The sequence below is a fragment of the Peribacillus tepidiphilus genome, assembly GCF_009466385.1.
GTDB lineage: Bacteria > Bacillota > Bacilli > Bacillales > DSM-1321 > Bacillus_BN > Bacillus_BN tepidiphilus.
This window is the reverse complement of sequence record NZ_WIAQ01000003.1, coordinates 133948-150211: the sequence shown is the minus strand read 5'-3', so window position 1 is coordinate 150211 and position 16264 is coordinate 133948. Positions and strand designations below refer to the sequence as shown.

At 36.9% G+C, this 16264-nt stretch carries 13 protein-coding genes; 4 read left to right on the top strand and 9 right to left on the bottom strand.

Features of this window, described 5'->3' with window-relative positions; translation table 11 throughout:
- Positions 1–6: 6 nt before the first annotated feature.
- The 6 genes from rarD to GD441_RS03885 all read right to left on the bottom strand — a co-directional run bounded on the left by rarD (position 7) and on the right by GD441_RS03885 (position 7391).
- Positions 7–936 (bottom strand): EamA family transporter RarD, encoded by a 930-nt coding sequence (gene rarD, locus GD441_RS03910; RefSeq protein WP_153123908.1) that lies wholly within the window; start codon positions 934–936, stop codon positions 7–9.
- Positions 937–1040: 104 nt separating this feature from the next.
- On the bottom strand, positions 1041–2630 hold the full coding sequence (locus GD441_RS03905) for an amidohydrolase (RefSeq protein ID WP_153123906.1): 1590 nt from the start codon (positions 2628–2630) through the stop codon (positions 1041–1043).
- 129 nt (positions 2631–2759) lie between these two features.
- Entirely contained in the window at positions 2760–4343 is a 1584-nt protein-coding gene (gene mbcS, locus GD441_RS03900; RefSeq protein WP_153123904.1) for an acyl-CoA synthetase MbcS, read from the bottom strand.
- A 388-nt stretch (positions 4344–4731) separates the two neighbouring features.
- A complete protein-coding gene (locus GD441_RS03895) occupies positions 4732–4926 on the bottom strand; it encodes an alpha/beta-type small acid-soluble spore protein (protein WP_153123902.1) in 195 nt (64 codons plus the stop codon).
- Positions 4927–5040: 114 nt separating this feature from the next.
- Positions 5041–6249 carry a tRNA uracil 4-sulfurtransferase ThiI gene (gene thiI, locus GD441_RS03890; RefSeq protein ID WP_191992093.1) on the bottom strand — a complete coding sequence of 403 codons (1209 nt, stop codon included), beginning with the start codon at positions 6247–6249 and terminating at the stop codon, positions 5041–5043.
- On the bottom strand, positions 6246–7391 hold the full coding sequence (locus GD441_RS03885) for a cysteine desulfurase family protein (RefSeq protein WP_153123898.1): 1146 nt from the start codon (positions 7389–7391) through the stop codon (positions 6246–6248). The genes thiI and GD441_RS03885 overlap by 4 nt, the downstream gene beginning before the upstream one ends.
- Positions 7392–7752: 361 nt before the next feature.
- Here GD441_RS03885 and brnQ point away from each other — a divergent pair, with 361 nt between their 5' ends.
- Positions 7753–9075 carry a branched-chain amino acid transport system II carrier protein gene (gene brnQ, locus GD441_RS03880; protein WP_153123896.1) on the top strand — a complete coding sequence of 441 codons (1323 nt, stop codon included), beginning with the start codon at positions 7753–7755 and terminating at the stop codon, positions 9073–9075.
- Between the two features lie 44 nt (positions 9076–9119).
- Here brnQ and ezrA read toward each other — a convergent pair whose 3' ends face one another.
- Positions 9120–10817, bottom strand: coding sequence for a septation ring formation regulator EzrA (gene ezrA / locus GD441_RS03875; protein WP_153123894.1), 1698 nt, complete (start codon positions 10815–10817; stop codon positions 9120–9122).
- 211 nt (positions 10818–11028) lie between these two features.
- Between ezrA and hisJ the strand changes: the two genes are divergently transcribed.
- Entirely contained in the window at positions 11029–11877 is an 849-nt protein-coding gene (gene hisJ, locus GD441_RS03870; protein WP_153123892.1) for a histidinol-phosphatase HisJ, read from the top strand.
- 7 nt (positions 11878–11884) lie between these two features.
- Here hisJ and refZ read toward each other — a convergent pair whose 3' ends face one another.
- Positions 11885–12520: a forespore capture DNA-binding protein RefZ gene (gene refZ, locus GD441_RS03865; protein WP_153123890.1), complete on the bottom strand. Its 636-nt coding sequence runs from the start codon at positions 12518–12520 to the stop codon at positions 11885–11887.
- 275 nt (positions 12521–12795) lie between these two features.
- Between refZ and GD441_RS03860 the strand changes: the two genes are divergently transcribed.
- On the top strand, positions 12796–13275 hold the full coding sequence (locus tag GD441_RS03860) for a GAF domain-containing protein (RefSeq protein ID WP_153123888.1): 480 nt from the start codon (positions 12796–12798) through the stop codon (positions 13273–13275).
- A gap of 105 nt (positions 13276–13380) precedes the next feature.
- On the opposite strand, the gene GD441_RS03855 is transcribed toward GD441_RS03860, so the two are convergent.
- Positions 13381–15255, bottom strand: a complete 1875-nt coding sequence (locus GD441_RS03855) for a sensor domain-containing diguanylate cyclase (protein ID WP_153123994.1) — start codon at positions 15253–15255, stop codon at positions 13381–13383.
- Positions 15256–15634: 379 nt separating this feature from the next.
- Between GD441_RS03855 and rpsD the strand changes: the two genes are divergently transcribed.
- The gene (gene rpsD / locus GD441_RS03850; protein WP_153123886.1) at positions 15635–16237 is read left to right on the top strand and encodes a 30S ribosomal protein S4; all 603 of its coding nucleotides are present in this window, start codon (positions 15635–15637) and stop codon (positions 16235–16237) included.
- The last annotated feature ends 27 nt before the right edge of the window (positions 16238–16264 follow it).

Here is a 16264-nt window from a genome sequence, read left to right as displayed (position 1 = left end):
TTGTTTTTATGCACCAATTTTTCCTTTTTGTTTATATTTTGCCAATGTATTTTTTGAAAGCTTTGATTTGGACAGTGAGTATATGGTTAAGCCGCTCCAAATAAATAGAAAAGAGATAAAATGCGTTTTTGTAAAAGGCTCATGATACACAAAGACTCCTAATAATAGTGTCATCGTTGGTACAATATATTGAAGTAATCCTAGCATCGATAAAGATACCTTTTGTGCTCCTTTTGCAAAAAAGAGAAGTGGCAAGGCAGTGGCTATTCCTCCTCCAATAAGTAGCAATGCTGTATGGGTTGTCTCAAAAAATAAGGATTGGCCATTTAACGACAAATATCCAAAATAAAGGATAGCCAACGGCGTCACCATCATGGTTTCTAATGTTAAGCCAATTTCTGAATCAGCATTAATCATTTTTTTGACAAGTCCATACAACCCAAAGGTTATAGCCAGTAAAAACGAAATGGTCGGGAACTTTCCAAATTGGATCGTAAGGATTAGAACGCCTATAGAAGCTAGAGCGACCGAAAGGACTTGGGCTTGGGAAAGTTTTTCTTTTAAGAAGATCACTCCTAAAAGAACACTAATCAACGGATTAATATAATATCCAAGGGATGTATCCAAAATTCTGTCTGCATTGATTGCCCAGATGAATATTCCCCAGTTTGAACTAACCAATAAAGAAGCGAGAATGAGTGCAGACAATTTTTTATAGTCATGAGAAATTTCTTTTAAATAACTTAAGAAATGTCCCCATTTTTTCATACACAACAGCAAAACAACCATGAAAACAAACGACCATATTACCCGATGAGCTAAAATTTCTTCAGCACTTACATGACCTAGCCATTTCCAGTAAATCGGGAAAAAGCCCCAAATCAGATACGATAAGCCTGCATAAAAAATTCCTTCACGCTCCTGTGATCCCTTCATCCTGATAGCTCCATTCTATATATTTCTATTCTCGAAATAATATATATTATAAATCTACCAGTAAAATAATACCACACAAAAAACAGAAATACTTTTCGATCGACTTATCCCTTTTTATACACAACCTTCTCAGCGATGACTGTCATGAGCGTTTCGACATATACAATTTCTTCTTCTGCGACATGAAATAAATCCCTGTCAAAAATCGAAAAGTCAGCGGCAAAACCTTTTTCAATATAACCAAATCTCTTTTCATTTCCTGCAGCCAAGGCACTTCCAGCTGTAAAAAGCTGAATTGCTTCATACATGGACAGACGCTCTGTTGGGTTGGAGCTTTCTCCATTTCCCTCTAGTGAACGTCTTGTCACTGCAGCATAGATCCCGTATAGTGGGTTTAACTTTTCAATAGGAGCATCAGAACCTCCAGCACACTTTATGCCATTTTTTAGTAGTGTTTTCCAAGCATACGGAAGGTATCGTTTATCATCTCCCAATCGCTCCCTTATCCAAGAACCGTCAGAAGAAACAAAGACGGGCTGTATATCGAGGACAACCGGCACATCCTTAAGCTTTTCAATAATATCTGGTCTTAAAATAGAGGCATGAATAAGTCGGTCCTTTGTTCCTTCCGGAGGAGGACAAGCTACGATAGCTTTTAAAGCCATTTCAAATGCTTCGTCCCCAATTGCATGAATGGCTACGGGCATCCCAAAAATTCTAGCCTTTCTTACAAGCTCATTCAGCTCTTCTTCTGTATGAATTGCTATTCCTTTTGTTTCCTTTGTATCTGCATAAGGTCGACTCAATAAGGCCGTTCTACCACCTAGCGATCCATCAGCAAAAATTTTCATCGCACCAAATTCTACAAATTCGTTTCCTGCTTTAAAGAAATATCCCGATTGAATCATTTCATCCATCACTTCATGATGAACAAGCAAATGTGCGCGCAATGGCATTTCGTTAAACGACTCGCGAATGGCTTTGAACGTATCATTAAATCCATTGTAATAAAATAAATCCTCTGTGTGGACACCTGTAATCCCATATTTATAACAATCAACTATAGCAAGACGAAGCGCACCTTTTAAATACTCCTCATCAACACTAGGTAAGTGGGATACTATTAAATCTTGTGCATGATCCTGAAATAGCCCTGAAAGTTCTCCATCTGTTCCTCTTCCTATCCCACCTCCGAATGGAGCTTCTGTATTCTCATCAACCCCGCACACTTCTAACGCTTTGCTATTAACAATCAAAGCGTGTCGGCACACTCTTTTTAAGACAATTGGATGGTCTGTTGAAATATCATCTAATTCACTTTTATGAATAAGATCTGGCTGTATCCAGTTGTTTTCATTCCATCCCTCCGCTACAATCCACTTTCCTTTTTCCGTTTGAGAACATTTTTCTTTGATTGCATTCAATACTTTTTCTTTGCTATTCATTGAAGAAAGGTTTAAACGGAGTAAACTTTCTCCATAACCGATTAAATGTAGGTGGCTGTCTACTAAGCCGGGAAGCATCATTCCACCATTCAAGTTAATCTCTTCTTCAATTGTTCCTTTAAACTTTTCTTTTAATTGTATGTATAGGCCTGTTTCAATAATTTTGCCTCCATCAGTATACACAGCTTCAACCGTTTCGTTCTCCTTGACCATCGTATAGATTCTGCCTCCAAACCAAAGCTTGCCCATATTGCTTCACTCCCACAAATTCATGAATACAATCATTTTATACAAAAAAAAAATCTAAAAATAGAATACAAAAAAAATTCCGAAATAAAGAGACACACGTTCTCTTCATTCCGAAATTTAAATAGTTCATCAGGATTTAAGCGCTTGCAGCTCTTGTTGTCTTAATTCTATTCGACGGATTTTTCCTGAAGTAGTTTTTGGCAGCTCCTCGATAAATTCGATTTTTCTTGGATATTTATAAGGTGCCGTTAAATCTTTTACATGTTGTTGAAGAGCAGGAATTAACTCTGGATCGGTTGCATCTACACCTTCTTTTAATACAACGAACGCTTTAACAATATGACCTCGTACTTCATCTGGACTTGCAACAACGGCACATTCTTTTACAGAAGGGTGCTTAACAAGAGCATCTTCCACTTCAAAAGGTCCGATTGTATAGCCAGAAGAAATAATAATATCATCCCCACGGCCTTCAAACCAAAAATAACCATCTTCATCCATTTTCGCCTTATCTCCAGTAATATAATAATCGCCTCGGAATTGCATAGCTGTTCTTTCAGGATCTTTATAGTAATTTTTAAATAAAGCCGGGGTTTCCACATGCACTGCAATGTCTCCTACTTCGCCGACAGCACATGGCTCACCTAGCTCATTAATGATTTCCACACGGTTACCAGGAGTAGGCTTGCCCATAGAACCAGGTTTGATTTCCATTCCTTTCGTTACACCAACAAGCAATGTGTTTTCTGTTTGTCCGTATCCATCACGCACTGTCACGTTAAAGTGCTTTCGGAATGTGTCAATAACCTCTCTGTTAAGCGGTTCTCCAGCAGATACTGCACTATGGAGCTTTTCTAATTTGTATTCTGACAGATTATCTACCTTCGCCATTAAGCGATACTCAGTTGGAGTACAGCAAAGTACGTTCACTTCATAACGATCGAGTAGCTGTAAATATTTCTGTGGTTCAAATTTTCCGTTATACACAAGGCCAGTTGCGCCTGAACCTAATACAGATAAAAACGGGCTCCAAATCCACTTTTGCCAGCCTGGACCAGCAGTTGCCCAAACCGTATCGTTTTCTTCAATACAGAGCCATTTTGCAGCAGCTGTCTTCAAATGAGCAAATGCCCATCCATGAGTATGCACTACCCCTTTTGGATTACCAGTTGTACCAGATGTATAGGATAAAAACGCCATGTCTTCAGCTAATGTATCAGCTGCCTTACATTCATCTGAAACATTTTCCATCAAGCTTTCCAAAGAAAGCCATCCATCAACCTGTTTTCCTACTGAAAATTTTAGTAGCTGATCATACTCGTTAATTTCTGAAAATTCTTCAATATAAGGATAATAGCTTACTATCCCTTTTACGTCTCCGTGTGTAATCCGGTATTGGAGATCTTTCGTTCTTAGCATTTCCGAACTAGGAATAACGACTAAACCTATTTTTAATGCAGCAATATATACTTGATATGCCTCAATTAAGCGAGGAATAATAGCAAGGATTGTATCCCCTTTTTTCAATCCCTGTTCAGAGAAAACGTTTCCAATTTTATTGGCTGCTTTCATTAAAGCAGCGTATGTAATTTCCTTTTTTTCTCCTGTTTCGTTTTCCCATTTCAATGCAATCTTTTCTGGATTTTGGGCAAATCGTTCCATCTCCGATGTAAGATTGTAATGCTTTGGAGCAAGTAGGTCTTCTCGTTTCATTTACATTCTCCCCCTATCAGCTTAACTAACAATCATTATTATACAAAAAATTTTTAATATTTTAAATTATTTTTACATCGAAAAATTTTATGTAATAATGACCGGAGGATTTTTTGAAGAATAACGAAATCATCAATCTTTATAAATATAATGGGAGCAGGTATAAAACCTGCCCCTTTTTTGTATGTAGACAAAGTATATTTTATGCACATTCAGACTAATTGAAAACGCTTCTCAGTCAAGGAACGAACCCGTGCGAGGCTCGGAGTTACCCTAGATGGTAATAAGCACGGGAGGAGAGTTCGTGACGATGGATGCGAGCGTTTGCGGACAATCTGAAGGGAGCAGGTATAAAACCTGCTCCCTTCTGCAGCCATTTTGTATTTAATTATTTTTGGAAACCACCTAATTGTTGTTCAGCCATTTGAACTAAACGCTTAGTAATTTCTCCACCTACAGAACCGTTTGCGCGAGATGTTGAATCCGGTCCAAGTTGAACCCCAAATTCAGTAGCGATTTCATACTTCATTGAATCAAGAGCGTTTTGTACACCAGAAACTAGAAGTTGGTTGTTGTTTGCCATGTGTATTCACCTCCTTGTGAGTATAGATTGCGTAAAAACACATGGCTATATTCTTCTAGCTTCTTGGTAATTGTTCACAAATCCCCCAATTTTCTAAGCTTTTTTTCCTTGTCACTATAACAAATCAAAAAAACTCAATGAATGGTTATCATTTTTACTAGAAATATGAATGGTTTCTGTATTTTCTACTGCTTCCTTTATCAACTCTGAAAAATCAATAAAGCTTTCATAGTATTGTACCTTTTCTAGCTTAGGTTTCGTTTTCGGATTTGCTGGTGTGAAAACTGTACAGCAATCTTCATATGGTCTATTCGAAATATCCAACGTTCCTATGGTGCGTGCCATTTCGATAATCTCTGTTTTGTCCATTGTGATCAGTGGACGGAGTACAGGAGTATTGGTAACTTCGTTAATTGTGTACATGCTGTTTAAGGTTTGGCTTGCGACCTGGCCCAAGCTTTCACCTGTCACAATGGCCAACCCTTCATTTTTTTCACGCAGGCGATCAGCAATTTGCAGCATTAATCTTCTTGTGGAGGTCATCGTGTAACTTTCCGGGATTTGTTTATGAATAAGCTTTTGAATTTCCGTAAAAGGAACGATGTGAACCGTCATCTTTCCGGTAAAACCCGCTAACACATTTGCTAGATCAAGAACCTTCTGTTTTGAGCGCTCGCTTGTAAATGGAGGACTATAAAAATGTATACACTCAATCTCAAGGCCTCTTTTCAAAGAAAGATAACCTGCAACAGGGCTGTCAATTCCACCTGATAACATCAGCATAGCCTTTCCACTCGACCCATACGGCAAGCCACCAGCGCCCGGGATGATTTCCCCCGTTAAGTAAACTGCGTCTTTTCTAACATCGACGATCAGCTTTAGATCAGGGTTTCTTACATCGACTTTTAAACCATCCGTGTTTTTAAGAATGTGTCCGCCAATGCTATGATTGATTTCATCCGTTTTCATTGGAAAGGACTTATCTGCCCGATTGGTATCCACTTTAAACGTTTGGATGTTTTTTGATAGGTGCTTTACGTAATGAAGGGAAGCATGTTTTATTTCTTCAATGTCTCTTTCTACCTTTATTGCTGGGCTTAATGATTGAATACCGAAAATCCTCTTCAGCCTGTCTATAATGGGCTCATGGTCTTCTCCATTTAGTAGCACATACATACGATCCCTTTTTGAATCAATGGATACTGCTTTAAAATCAGCCAAGCTTTTTTTTATGCTTTTTTTTAAACGATCGATAAAGAGTTTTCTATTCCTTCCTTTTGTCGACATTTCTCCATATCGAATAATAATATGATCATATTTCAAGATTTCATCACCTCTTTTAGTCTTTTCAGAGCTGCGATTAATTCTTTTATGACTGTTTGCGCCTCTTCTAGAGTGTTTTGGTAAGATAAGCTCATTCTAATGGTGCTTTCAGCCAAATCCTCTCTTCCTGTCATTGCAAAAACTGTGCTGCTAATCGATTTTTTCTTTGAAGAGCATGCACTGGTTGTAGAAACATAAATACCCTTTTCCTCTAGTGCATGAACAAGCACTTCTGATTTAACGCCAGGAACTGAGAAATTGACGATATGAGGTGCGCAGTTTTCTTCTGGAGTATTCACAACAACTCCTGGGATTTTCCTTAATTCTTCTTTCAAAAACCTGCTGACCTCTAAAAGATTTTTCAAATCATGTTTCTTCTTTTCAAAAATCATTCTAAGTGCTTTTGCAGTTGACACTGCACCGGCAACATTCTCTGTTCCACTCCTTAACTTTCGCTCTTGGCTGCCACCAGTAAATAGTGGGAACATTTTTACCCCTTCTCGAATAAACAGAATTCCATTTCCTTTTAATCCATGAAATTTATGAGCCGAAATCGTGCAAAGGTCTATTCCACACTTTTTGATATTCAAATCCACTTTTCCGACACCTTGTACAAAATCAACATGAAATAATATTTTGGAATGATTTTTTAACAAACTCCCTATTTCCTCAATCGGCTGAATAGCTCCTGTTTCATTATTGACATGCATGACAGACACAAGGATGGTTTCTTCCTTAATAGCCTCTTCAACAGATGAAACCTCTACTCGGCCGTCCTTGTTCACAGGAAGTATTGTGATTTCAAATCCCATTTCAGCAAGTTGCTCACATGTTTGTTTAACGGATGCGTGCTCAATAGAGGAGATGATAATATGTTTCCCTCTGTTTTGATGAGCAAATGCTGCTCCTTTAATGGCTAAGTTGTTTCCCTCCGTTCCCCCAGATGTGAAGTAGATTTCGTTTTCGTTTACTTCCAATAGCTGTGCTACTTGCTGTCTAGCTTGGGTTAATAATTTCTCTGCCATTGCTCCAATCCCGTGTAGAGAAGAAGGATTACCAAAATAATCCTTAGATACTTTCATGAAAGAGTCCAACACCTCATCATAAGGCATTGTAGTTGCGCTATTATCAAAATAAATCATAATCGAAACACCATCCACCGTGATCTATTTACACAATTTTTAATATTAACATAGCAGAATCGTTTAGGAAACGACTAGCAAAAAGAATCGTATGTAAGTTCGTTTATAGGTTTTTCAATTTTTTATTTATTAGCCTAAATTTCAGAAGAACCATAAAAAATTTTCAGATCGTAATATGGTTAGCTCTCAGCAGGCGCTTTCCGTTTTTTTATTAAAAATATTTTTAGAATAGAATAAATTATTTCAATATATCGAATAGTATTACTTTTATAAAATGAAACTATTTTTAAAATAAATATGTTACTATGTTAAAGGTTTAAAAGTTCAAAATTTCTGTCAAATTTGGAGGTTTATTTTTCGTATGGTTGGTCAAAATTTTTCCGGTAAACAATTATTCGCAATCGGACTTATGCTATTTGCTCTTTTCTTGGGCGCAGGGAACATTATTTTCCCTCCATTTCTTGGACAACAAGCAGGAACAAATGTCTGGATTGCTGTTTCCGGTTTTTTAGTGACTGGAGTAGGATTGCCATTACTAGGGGTTGTAGCAATTGGTAAAGCAGGTGATTTACAATCTTTAGCCAATCGGGTGAGTCCTACTTTTGGATTACTTTTTACCGTTGTCATTTATTTAGCAATAGGTCCTTTATTTGGAATTCCAAGAACAGGAACTGTTGCTTACGAAATCGGCATCACACCATTCATGAATGATAATGTTTCTAAAAATGGTTTACCATTGTTCATTTATATAGTCCTATTTTTTGCCCTAACAGCCTGGTTATCATTAAATCCAGCTAAGCTAGTGGATCGTATCGGAAAATTCATCACACCTCTAATGGTTATGGTTCTTGTCATTTTAGTTGCAAAAAGCTTTATTACTCCAATGGGCGAGCCAGGAAAACCATTAGGCGGGTATGAGGAGCACCCATTTTTTAAAGGCTTTGTTGAAGGGTATTTAACAATGGATACGATTGCAGCATTAGTATTCGGAATCGTTGTCATTTCTTCGATCAAAGACATGGGGGTTACAGAACCTAAGGCTATTACCAGGGCTTCCGTGTCTGCTGGAGTCATTGCAGCAATCGGTTTAACTCTTGTCTATATTTCGTTAACTTTCATCGGATCAACAAGCAGTTCGGCAATCGGCTTACACGATAACGGAGGAGCTATCATTTCTTCTTCCGCTTCTTATTTATATGGAACGTTTGGAACCGTGATTCTTGGAGTGACGATTACACTAGCTTGTATCACAACTTCTGTCGGTTTAGTGTCTTCTTGTGCAAAATATTTTTCTATCGTTTTTCCAAGGCTGTCCTATAAAAGCATTGTAATTATTTTATCTCTGTTTAGTACAGTAATTGCGAATGTCGGTTTAACTCAGTTAATATCATTTTCACTTCCAGTTTTAGTTTTTATTTATCCGCTTGCCATCGTTTTGATTATTCTTTCATTTATGGATCATATGTTTAACAGCTACGCAAGTGTATATGGTTGTGCATTATTGGCAGCCGGTCTTGTCAGCTTATTCGATGGATTGCGCGCCGCGCAAATTACTTTTCCTACCATTGATACTGTCCTTTTACATCTTCCATTAGCTGCAGAAGGAATTGGATGGGCATTACCTGCTATCATTGGAGCAGTCATAGGATATGTTTACGGGTCTGTAAAAACTAAGCGTATGTAAAAAGAGGATGCCCCCAAACGGTGGTTTTGGGGACACCCTCTTATTTATTTGACTTCTTCTAGATCAAGTTCGAATTCGAGCTTCTTTAAGCAGCCCGGCTCAATCTCTTCTAATACTGCAGCTGCTTCCTCTACTGCACTTTCGTATTCAAAATTCATAAACTTCTGTTCAGCAGAGCATAACTGATCTGCCACACGGGGATATCTACTACGATAACGATTTCCATATTGAATCATTTTTTCAGCCATATACATTTGTTCAATCATTTCTTTTGTCATCTCATAAAACTTATCGACTGTAGTAACGGCTTTTTCCAAAAATATCTGCACAGATGCCATATCAAGCGGCTTTTCATCTAGCTTTTGCTGAACATCATCTAAGCTTTCCTTTACTTCTCCTAAATATTCCTTGTATTGAATTGGTAATCCTGGAAGATTGCTTTTCGCAATCATTCGATTTGATAAGGAAAGTTTTCTTTTTAGCTCTTGGACCGTTTCCCTTGCTTCCATTTCGTCTTTTCGAAGAGCTTTTAGCTTTGATGTAAATGCTTGTTGCTCTTGTCTCAGCTCACTCATTATTTTTTCAATCTCTCTCATATCATCAGCAAGCACCGAAAAGGCTGTTTGATTTTGCTCGAGTTTTGTCTTGAAAAGCTCATACCTTTTCATAATCAGGGATAGCTGTTTTTCCGTTTGACGGTGTGCTTCAAGCTCACTCTCTGAAATATGATAGGTTTGCTGGACAAAGGAAATTTCTGTTTTTAATTGATCATTCTCATATTGTACATTGGCTAGTTCATCTTGGATGCGCTCTGAATGAAGATTTACAAACTGCTTTGCAACCGCTTCTTTTTCCAATAAATCGTAAAGGACGTTAATACTTTCTCTTAGCTCCTGCATCCCATCTTCTATTTCTTTTATCTCCGCTTTAAAAATATATTCCCTAAACGCTTCTAACGTTTTTTCAATAGCCTGAATATTTTTCTCAAACTGAATATGCTCCAAAATATATCCTTTTTCTTCCATTTCTTTATAACCATCCTTCAATTCCTCAATTTGAGTCGGTAAGGATGATTGGATTTCTACCAGGAAATTTGGAATAAGTTCCATTTTTTTTGATAAATCCTGGAGCAAAGACTTAATTTTTAAAACATGCTCTCTTGCCTTCAAATAGTTCCCGTTTTCGGTAGCCTTTTCAAACTCTTCAAATACATCCACAACTTGTTCCAAAAGTACTTCCAATCTCGTTGCTGCAGGACCAAATGTATGTCGGTGAGCTAGAAGGGTTTTTTTAGATGTTCTGTATGCTTCCTTTAACTCTTCAATTTCCAATCGATTTTTTTCTTCACTTCCTACTAGCTGATTGAGTTCTTCTAAAATCTTCTCAATACTTCCTTCTATTTCTTTGAGCTTCCATTCTATTTTTCTTTGCACTTCTTTTGATTTATTAAAGCGGAGTTTATCAATATACTCTTCAGCATCAAACAATAGCTCTTCAACATCTGGAATATGTACTGTAATAATCGCGTCCCATTCTTTCCGCCATCTCTCAAACATTTCTTCCGTTTCACCGGTCATGTTTAACTGCTTGATTTTTGACAATTCTTCCAAAATCGGTCGATTCATTATGTCAATTTTCCAAGCTTCTAATTGGTCTACTGCACCATAATGTTTTTTGCGAAAGAAAAATCCTAATACGATTCCTATTAATACAACGACAATAGCTCCTAATATGTAATCCATAATAAGCCCCCGTTCAACATATGCAATTACATCCATCTATTTCATTAAACACTTCCGTGATAAAATAAAAGTTATTATGTATAATGCTTTTATAATACCATGTATACCATCTTTTTTGACTATCAATTTGAATTTTTATGTAAGAAATTATTTTAATAAAGTGGACTGATGCTCTTTAATTCACTAAATACAAATGGAAAGAAGGTACGCTATGAAGTACGACGGCCATGTTCATACTCCATATTGTCCTCACGGTTCATCTGATTCTTTTGTACAATATATAGAACGTGCATTACAACTTGGTTTGAAAGAAATTTCATTCACTGAGCATGCACCCCTCCCTGAAGGTTTCATTGATACGACCCCTACAACAGACAGCGCAATGCACATTGATGACCTTCTACCTTATTTCGAGGACATCCAGATTGTAAAAGAGAGGTATAAGAGCAAAATAAAAATTAATGTTGGACTCGAAATTGATTTTATTGAAGGGTTTGAAGAGGAAATTAAGACTTTTCTTACTAAATATGGCCCCTTCCTGGATGACAGCCTTCTTTCAGTTCATTTTCTAAAAGCAGGAAATGATTGGATTTGTCTAGATTACAGTCACGAATTATTTGGCGAACTAACCGCTAAGCTAGGGTCTGTTGACGAGGTATATAAATGCTATTACAACACTGTTGAAAAGGCGATCAATAGTGATTTAGGTGAATACAAGCCGAAAAGAATTGGCCATTTAACTCTTGTACAAAAATTTCAAAAAAAATACCCTCCTAGCCTCCTTTTGGATGAGAGAGTATTTGCATTACTAGATATAATGAAACAAAAAGGACTGGCTCTTGATTACAATGGTGCCGGCGTGATGAAGGAATTCTGCTTAGAACCGTATCCTTCTCATCGATTCGTTACCTATGCCCAAAAAATCGGTATACCATTAGTTTTTGGATCAGACGCTCACCAAGCAAAGGATTTAGGCCAAGGTTTCCATCAATTGCTGCCAGTTGCTCTTTCGGCACCATCTTCCCTAATAAAGCATTCATTTACAAAAAATAAAGAATAAGCTCATCCTAATTCATTATTCTAGAGGAATGCGTTTCTTCCCACAAATAGGAAGAGATAAAACGAGCCATTTGGTCATTATATTGCTCGAGAAAGTATTTTTCCTGAGGAAAAGAGTGAAGTACTTCTATTGAGTAATGAGCATTGAATACAGGTGAAGTAATCAACCCTTTTAACTGTAGGATAAAAGATGAGATTGATACCTTCTTAAAATTTTTTGCCTGGATCCCTTTTTTTATGACAAGCTCAAACAAATACTTTTCTTTGGCTAAATAAGTGGAAAGCACTTCTCTATTTAAATTAGAATCTAAAGCCATTTCCCTTAAAATAAAGCGGGCAGCCAAAAAATTCTCACTGTTAAAATATAAAATCTTCTTTATGATTCTTAATAAGCATTGCTTAGGTCCGATATCGTCAAGCTGCTTCACTTCTTTTTCTATCAAATGCGTATATTCTTCTAAATAGGTAATAAAACAATATTCTAGTAACCCTTGTTTGCTTTTGAAGTAATAAGAAATGTTAGCAGGATTTATATTTGCCTTATTTGCGATATCCCTTATAGAGGTTCCGTGGAAGCCTCTTAAATGAAATAGATAAAGAGCCGACTCAATAATCACTTTTTTTGTATTGTTTAATGGTTTCATAACATTACTCGCTTTCGACTAGCTACAAAATTTTCTCATACTAAAAAAAGCTTGATCACGATTTAAGGATTCTCATTGTTTTTTTTTTACCAGTCTTGTATTACCGTCTTTCAAAAGGTAATCAGTTTGAATAGATTGGAAAGTAGAAAAATACATTGTTTTTTTGTACTATTCTTTATATCATGCTTTCTTTCCTTTAACTTTTTCTCGACATTTACTTACATTCTTCAACTTTCATGTAACAAAAACACAATGAATAAATTAGGGGGATTATGATGTTTCACGTCGAATCATATTCAGGGACGAGAGAAGAAAACTATGCCCTGCTGCTAAAACAGCTTAAAGCTTTGTTAGAAGGAGAAAAAAATGTCATTGCTAATTTAAGTAATGCTTGCGCTTTGTTAAATCAGTTTTTGACAGAGGTTAACTGGGTCGGATTTTATCTATATGATGATCAAGAGCTCGTATTAGGTCCTTTCCAAGGTCTTCCTGCATGTGTACGTATTCCACTCGGTAAAGGGGTCTGTGGTACAGCAGCACTTGAAAGAAAAACGATTACAGTGGATGACGTTCATCAATTTCCTGGTCATATAGCCTGCGATGCAGCCTCTCAATCAGAAATTGTAATTCCACTCGTGAAAGAAGGTCGTTTGCTCGGTGTTCTTGATATTGATAGCCCAATTAAGAGCCGATTTGATTCTATAGACCAAGAACACCTGCAAAAATTTGTAGACGTTCTGCTGCAATATATTTAATTGAATGTTCTGTAAAGCTTATTCCTAAGTCTCATTTACAAAAAAAGCAGCCTAACAAAAGCTCATTACTCAACGATCTTTTGTTAGGCTGCCTTTTCTTAATCTTCACAGGGTTTGATTCTGGACAACCACCCTGTTCCTGCCACTATTCTTTGCAATGTATAATGCATCATCTGCTCTTTTAAATAGTGTAATAGTCGTATCTTTTAACCCAGTATTCCAATATGATACACCACAGGATACTGTTATATTTGGATCGGTATTTTCTTCTACTTTTCTCCGAATACGCTCAGCGATTGTTTTTCCAATTGATAGGTTAACTCTTGGCAGGTAGATGGCCAGCTCTTCTCCTCCCCATCTTGCCCCGATATCGCTATTACGGATACTGCTTTTTATCAAGCCTGCCACCTGAACAAGTACATCATCCCCTACCTGGTGTCCGAATGTGTCATTCACCTTCTTGAAATGATCGATGTCCATCAGGATAAAGGCCCCTTCCTTATCCACCTTCATGGATTCTTTAAGCTTCTCATCAAGATAATTACGGGAAAACAATTTTGTAAGATGGTCTGTCACCACCATATTTTCCAATTCTTCACGGAGGATCGAATTCGTGAATGCCAAAGTAGAATGATGAATCAATGATTGAAGAAGCTTGAACATCTCAAAAGAGAAATAATAAGGCTGTTCGTGCAGTACAATTGCAAAGCCCTTTAGCTCTTCACTCTGAACCATTGGCACGGCCATAATAGATTTATATTTCGCCTCTTCTTTTTCATCAGAAAATTTCAGATCACCAATGAAAATAGATTCCTTATCTTTATTGATTTTGTCAAAAATATATTGAATATAGCGAGTAGCCTCGTTCGATTTAAAAAAGTCTGAACTCCCCTGAAGAGGTTTTGTTTCATTTTGGGAACTGATCATGATGAAACCGACTTCTTTAGCATTGAATGATTTGGAAATTTGCCCTCTCATATAATTGATGGTTTCTGTAAGCCGTAAATTTGAATTTAGACAATGTGAAGTTTCATTAATTAATTGCAGATCTGCAACCAATCGTTTCGATTGTTGGTAAAGCTGTGCATTTTCTAACGCACTTCCTGCTGTATTGGCAAGCAATGTGATAAACTCCACTTCATTTTTAGGAAACACCAATGTATCAGATGATATTACCTGAAGAACGCCATATACCCCTTGTTTTCCTTTTAACGGGGCATATAGGACTGATTTTCTCTCTTGTATGGAATCCTCGATTTGAACGGTACCTGTAACATAAGCCTGCATGGCAGCAATATTTTCACTATCGTACTCTAAATCCTTAATAGGAAGGTTTTCATGATTATTATTATCATGGGATAACAGCAAGAAATAGGTAAAAGATGGATAGACTTCTTGAAGCGTATAGATGATTTCACCAAGTACAGCATCCATGTTCATTGACGAGTGAAATTTTTCAGTGACCCGAAAAAGCTGTTTGTATCTTTTCTCTTCAGCTACAATTTTGGCGATATTGGCTGCTGTTTTCAGTAAATTGGTACATTCTTTTGTCAGAACAGCAAAAAAAGTGACATCATAGCTAGGGAACTTTTCAACACTTTCCTTAAAAGCAAGTAAACCAAAAGGCAAGCCTTCTCCATTTATAGGCAGTACAAGTTCATATTCTTCAAAATCCACAATCGGAAAATTGCAATAAAAATATTCCTTTTCTGAAATAGCCTTTTCAATTTCTTCACATGCAATGTTTAAAGGCTGATCTTTTCCTTTTTTTACAGGATTAGTAGAGTACTCCAGAAACAATTGGCCTTTCCATTCATTACATTTATATAATGAAACTTCGGAAGCATTCAAAAACTGCTTTAGGCTTTCAAGTACCTTTGCAATAAAGGTATCATATTCAAATAGTGAAGTATTAAAATCCATTAATTCATAAAATGCACTTTTCAATGCAACAATTCGATCTGTTTTGTACAATTCCATTTCCATCATCCCTACTAATAAGTTCCCTAACAGTTTTATTGCAGTCAAAAAATTTCAGCCTATCAAATTAATTATAAACTCCATTTACATTTTTTTGTTACTCAATTATGACTTTTTCGTATCATTTTAAGATCAGCCAGCTCATTATTCTAATTCTTTCTTGACATTCTTTTTCCTGCATTATATACTGTTCTTTGTGTAAAATATCGCAGCCTATGTGAACACTTTCTTGTACTCATTTTGTTCCTCTTATGATTAGAGGTGTATCTCGTAACCCTTAGCTGCTAGGGCGAAGGTACATGAAAACAAAATGGTCTGGATTGTTGTCATCACAACGGTTTTTATTTTACCAAAATAAAAACATAAGGAGGAGTCAATCATGGCTCGTTATACTGGTCCAAGCTGGAAATTATCACGTCGTCTTGGCATTTCATTATCTGGAACTGGTAAGGAATTAGAAAAACGTCCTTACGCTCCTGGACAACATGGTCCAAACCAACGCAAAAAGCTTTCTGAATACGGTTTACAATTACAAGAGAAGCAAAAGCTTCGTCATATGTATGGTGTAAACGAGCGTCAATTCCGCAACACATTTGACAAAGCAGGAAAAATGCCTGGTAAACACGGTGAAAACTTCATGATTCTTTTAGAATCTCGTCTTGACAATGTTGTTTACCGTCTTGGCCTAGCTCGTACACGCCGTCAAGCTCGTCAATTAGTAAACCATGGTCATATCCTTGTTGATGGAAGCCGCGTTGACATTCCGTCTTACAGAGTAACACCTGGTCAAACAATCTCTGTTCGCGAAAAATCTCGCAACCTTGATATCATTAAAGAAGCAGTTGAAGCAAATAACTTCGTACCTGATTTCTTAACTTTTGATGCGGACAAATTAGAAGGTACTTTCACTCGTTTACCAGAGCGTTCTGAAATGCCAGCTGAAATTAACGAAGCTCTAATCGTTGAGTTCTACTCTCGTTAATCTTCTCAGATTGCATAGTAATGCACA

Excerpts from the sequence above, each read along its gene's own strand:
- rarD (WP_153123908.1), bottom strand. The coding sequence starts at position 936 with ATGAAGGGATCACAGGAGCGTGAAGGAATTTTTTATGCAGGCTTATCG.
- GD441_RS03905 (WP_153123906.1), bottom strand. The coding sequence starts at position 2,630 with ATGGGCAAGCTTTGGTTTGGAGGCAGAATCTATACGATGGTCAAGGAG.
- mbcS (WP_153123904.1), bottom strand. The coding sequence starts at position 4,343 with ATGAAACGAGAAGACCTACTTGCTCCAAAGCATTACAATCTTACATCG.
- GD441_RS03895 (WP_153123902.1), bottom strand. The coding sequence starts at position 4,926 with ATGGCAAACAACAACCAACTTCTAGTTTCTGGTGTACAAAACGCTCTT.
- GD441_RS03885 (WP_153123898.1), bottom strand. The coding sequence starts at position 7,391 with ATGATTTATTTTGATAATAGCGCAACTACAATGCCTTATGATGAGGTG.
- brnQ (WP_153123896.1), top strand. The coding sequence starts at position 7,753 with ATGGTTGGTCAAAATTTTTCCGGTAAACAATTATTCGCAATCGGACTT.
- ezrA (WP_153123894.1), bottom strand. The coding sequence starts at position 10,817 with ATGGATTACATATTAGGAGCTATTGTCGTTGTATTAATAGGAATCGTA.
- hisJ (WP_153123892.1), top strand. The coding sequence starts at position 11,029 with ATGAAGTACGACGGCCATGTTCATACTCCATATTGTCCTCACGGTTCA.
- refZ (WP_153123890.1), bottom strand. The coding sequence starts at position 12,520 with ATGAAACCATTAAACAATACAAAAAAAGTGATTATTGAGTCGGCTCTT.
- GD441_RS03860 (WP_153123888.1), top strand. The coding sequence starts at position 12,796 with ATGTTTCACGTCGAATCATATTCAGGGACGAGAGAAGAAAACTATGCC.
- GD441_RS03855 (WP_153123994.1), bottom strand. The coding sequence starts at position 15,255 with ATGGAATTGTACAAAACAGATCGAATTGTTGCATTGAAAAGTGCATTT.
- rpsD (WP_153123886.1), top strand. The coding sequence starts at position 15,635 with ATGGCTCGTTATACTGGTCCAAGCTGGAAATTATCACGTCGTCTTGGC.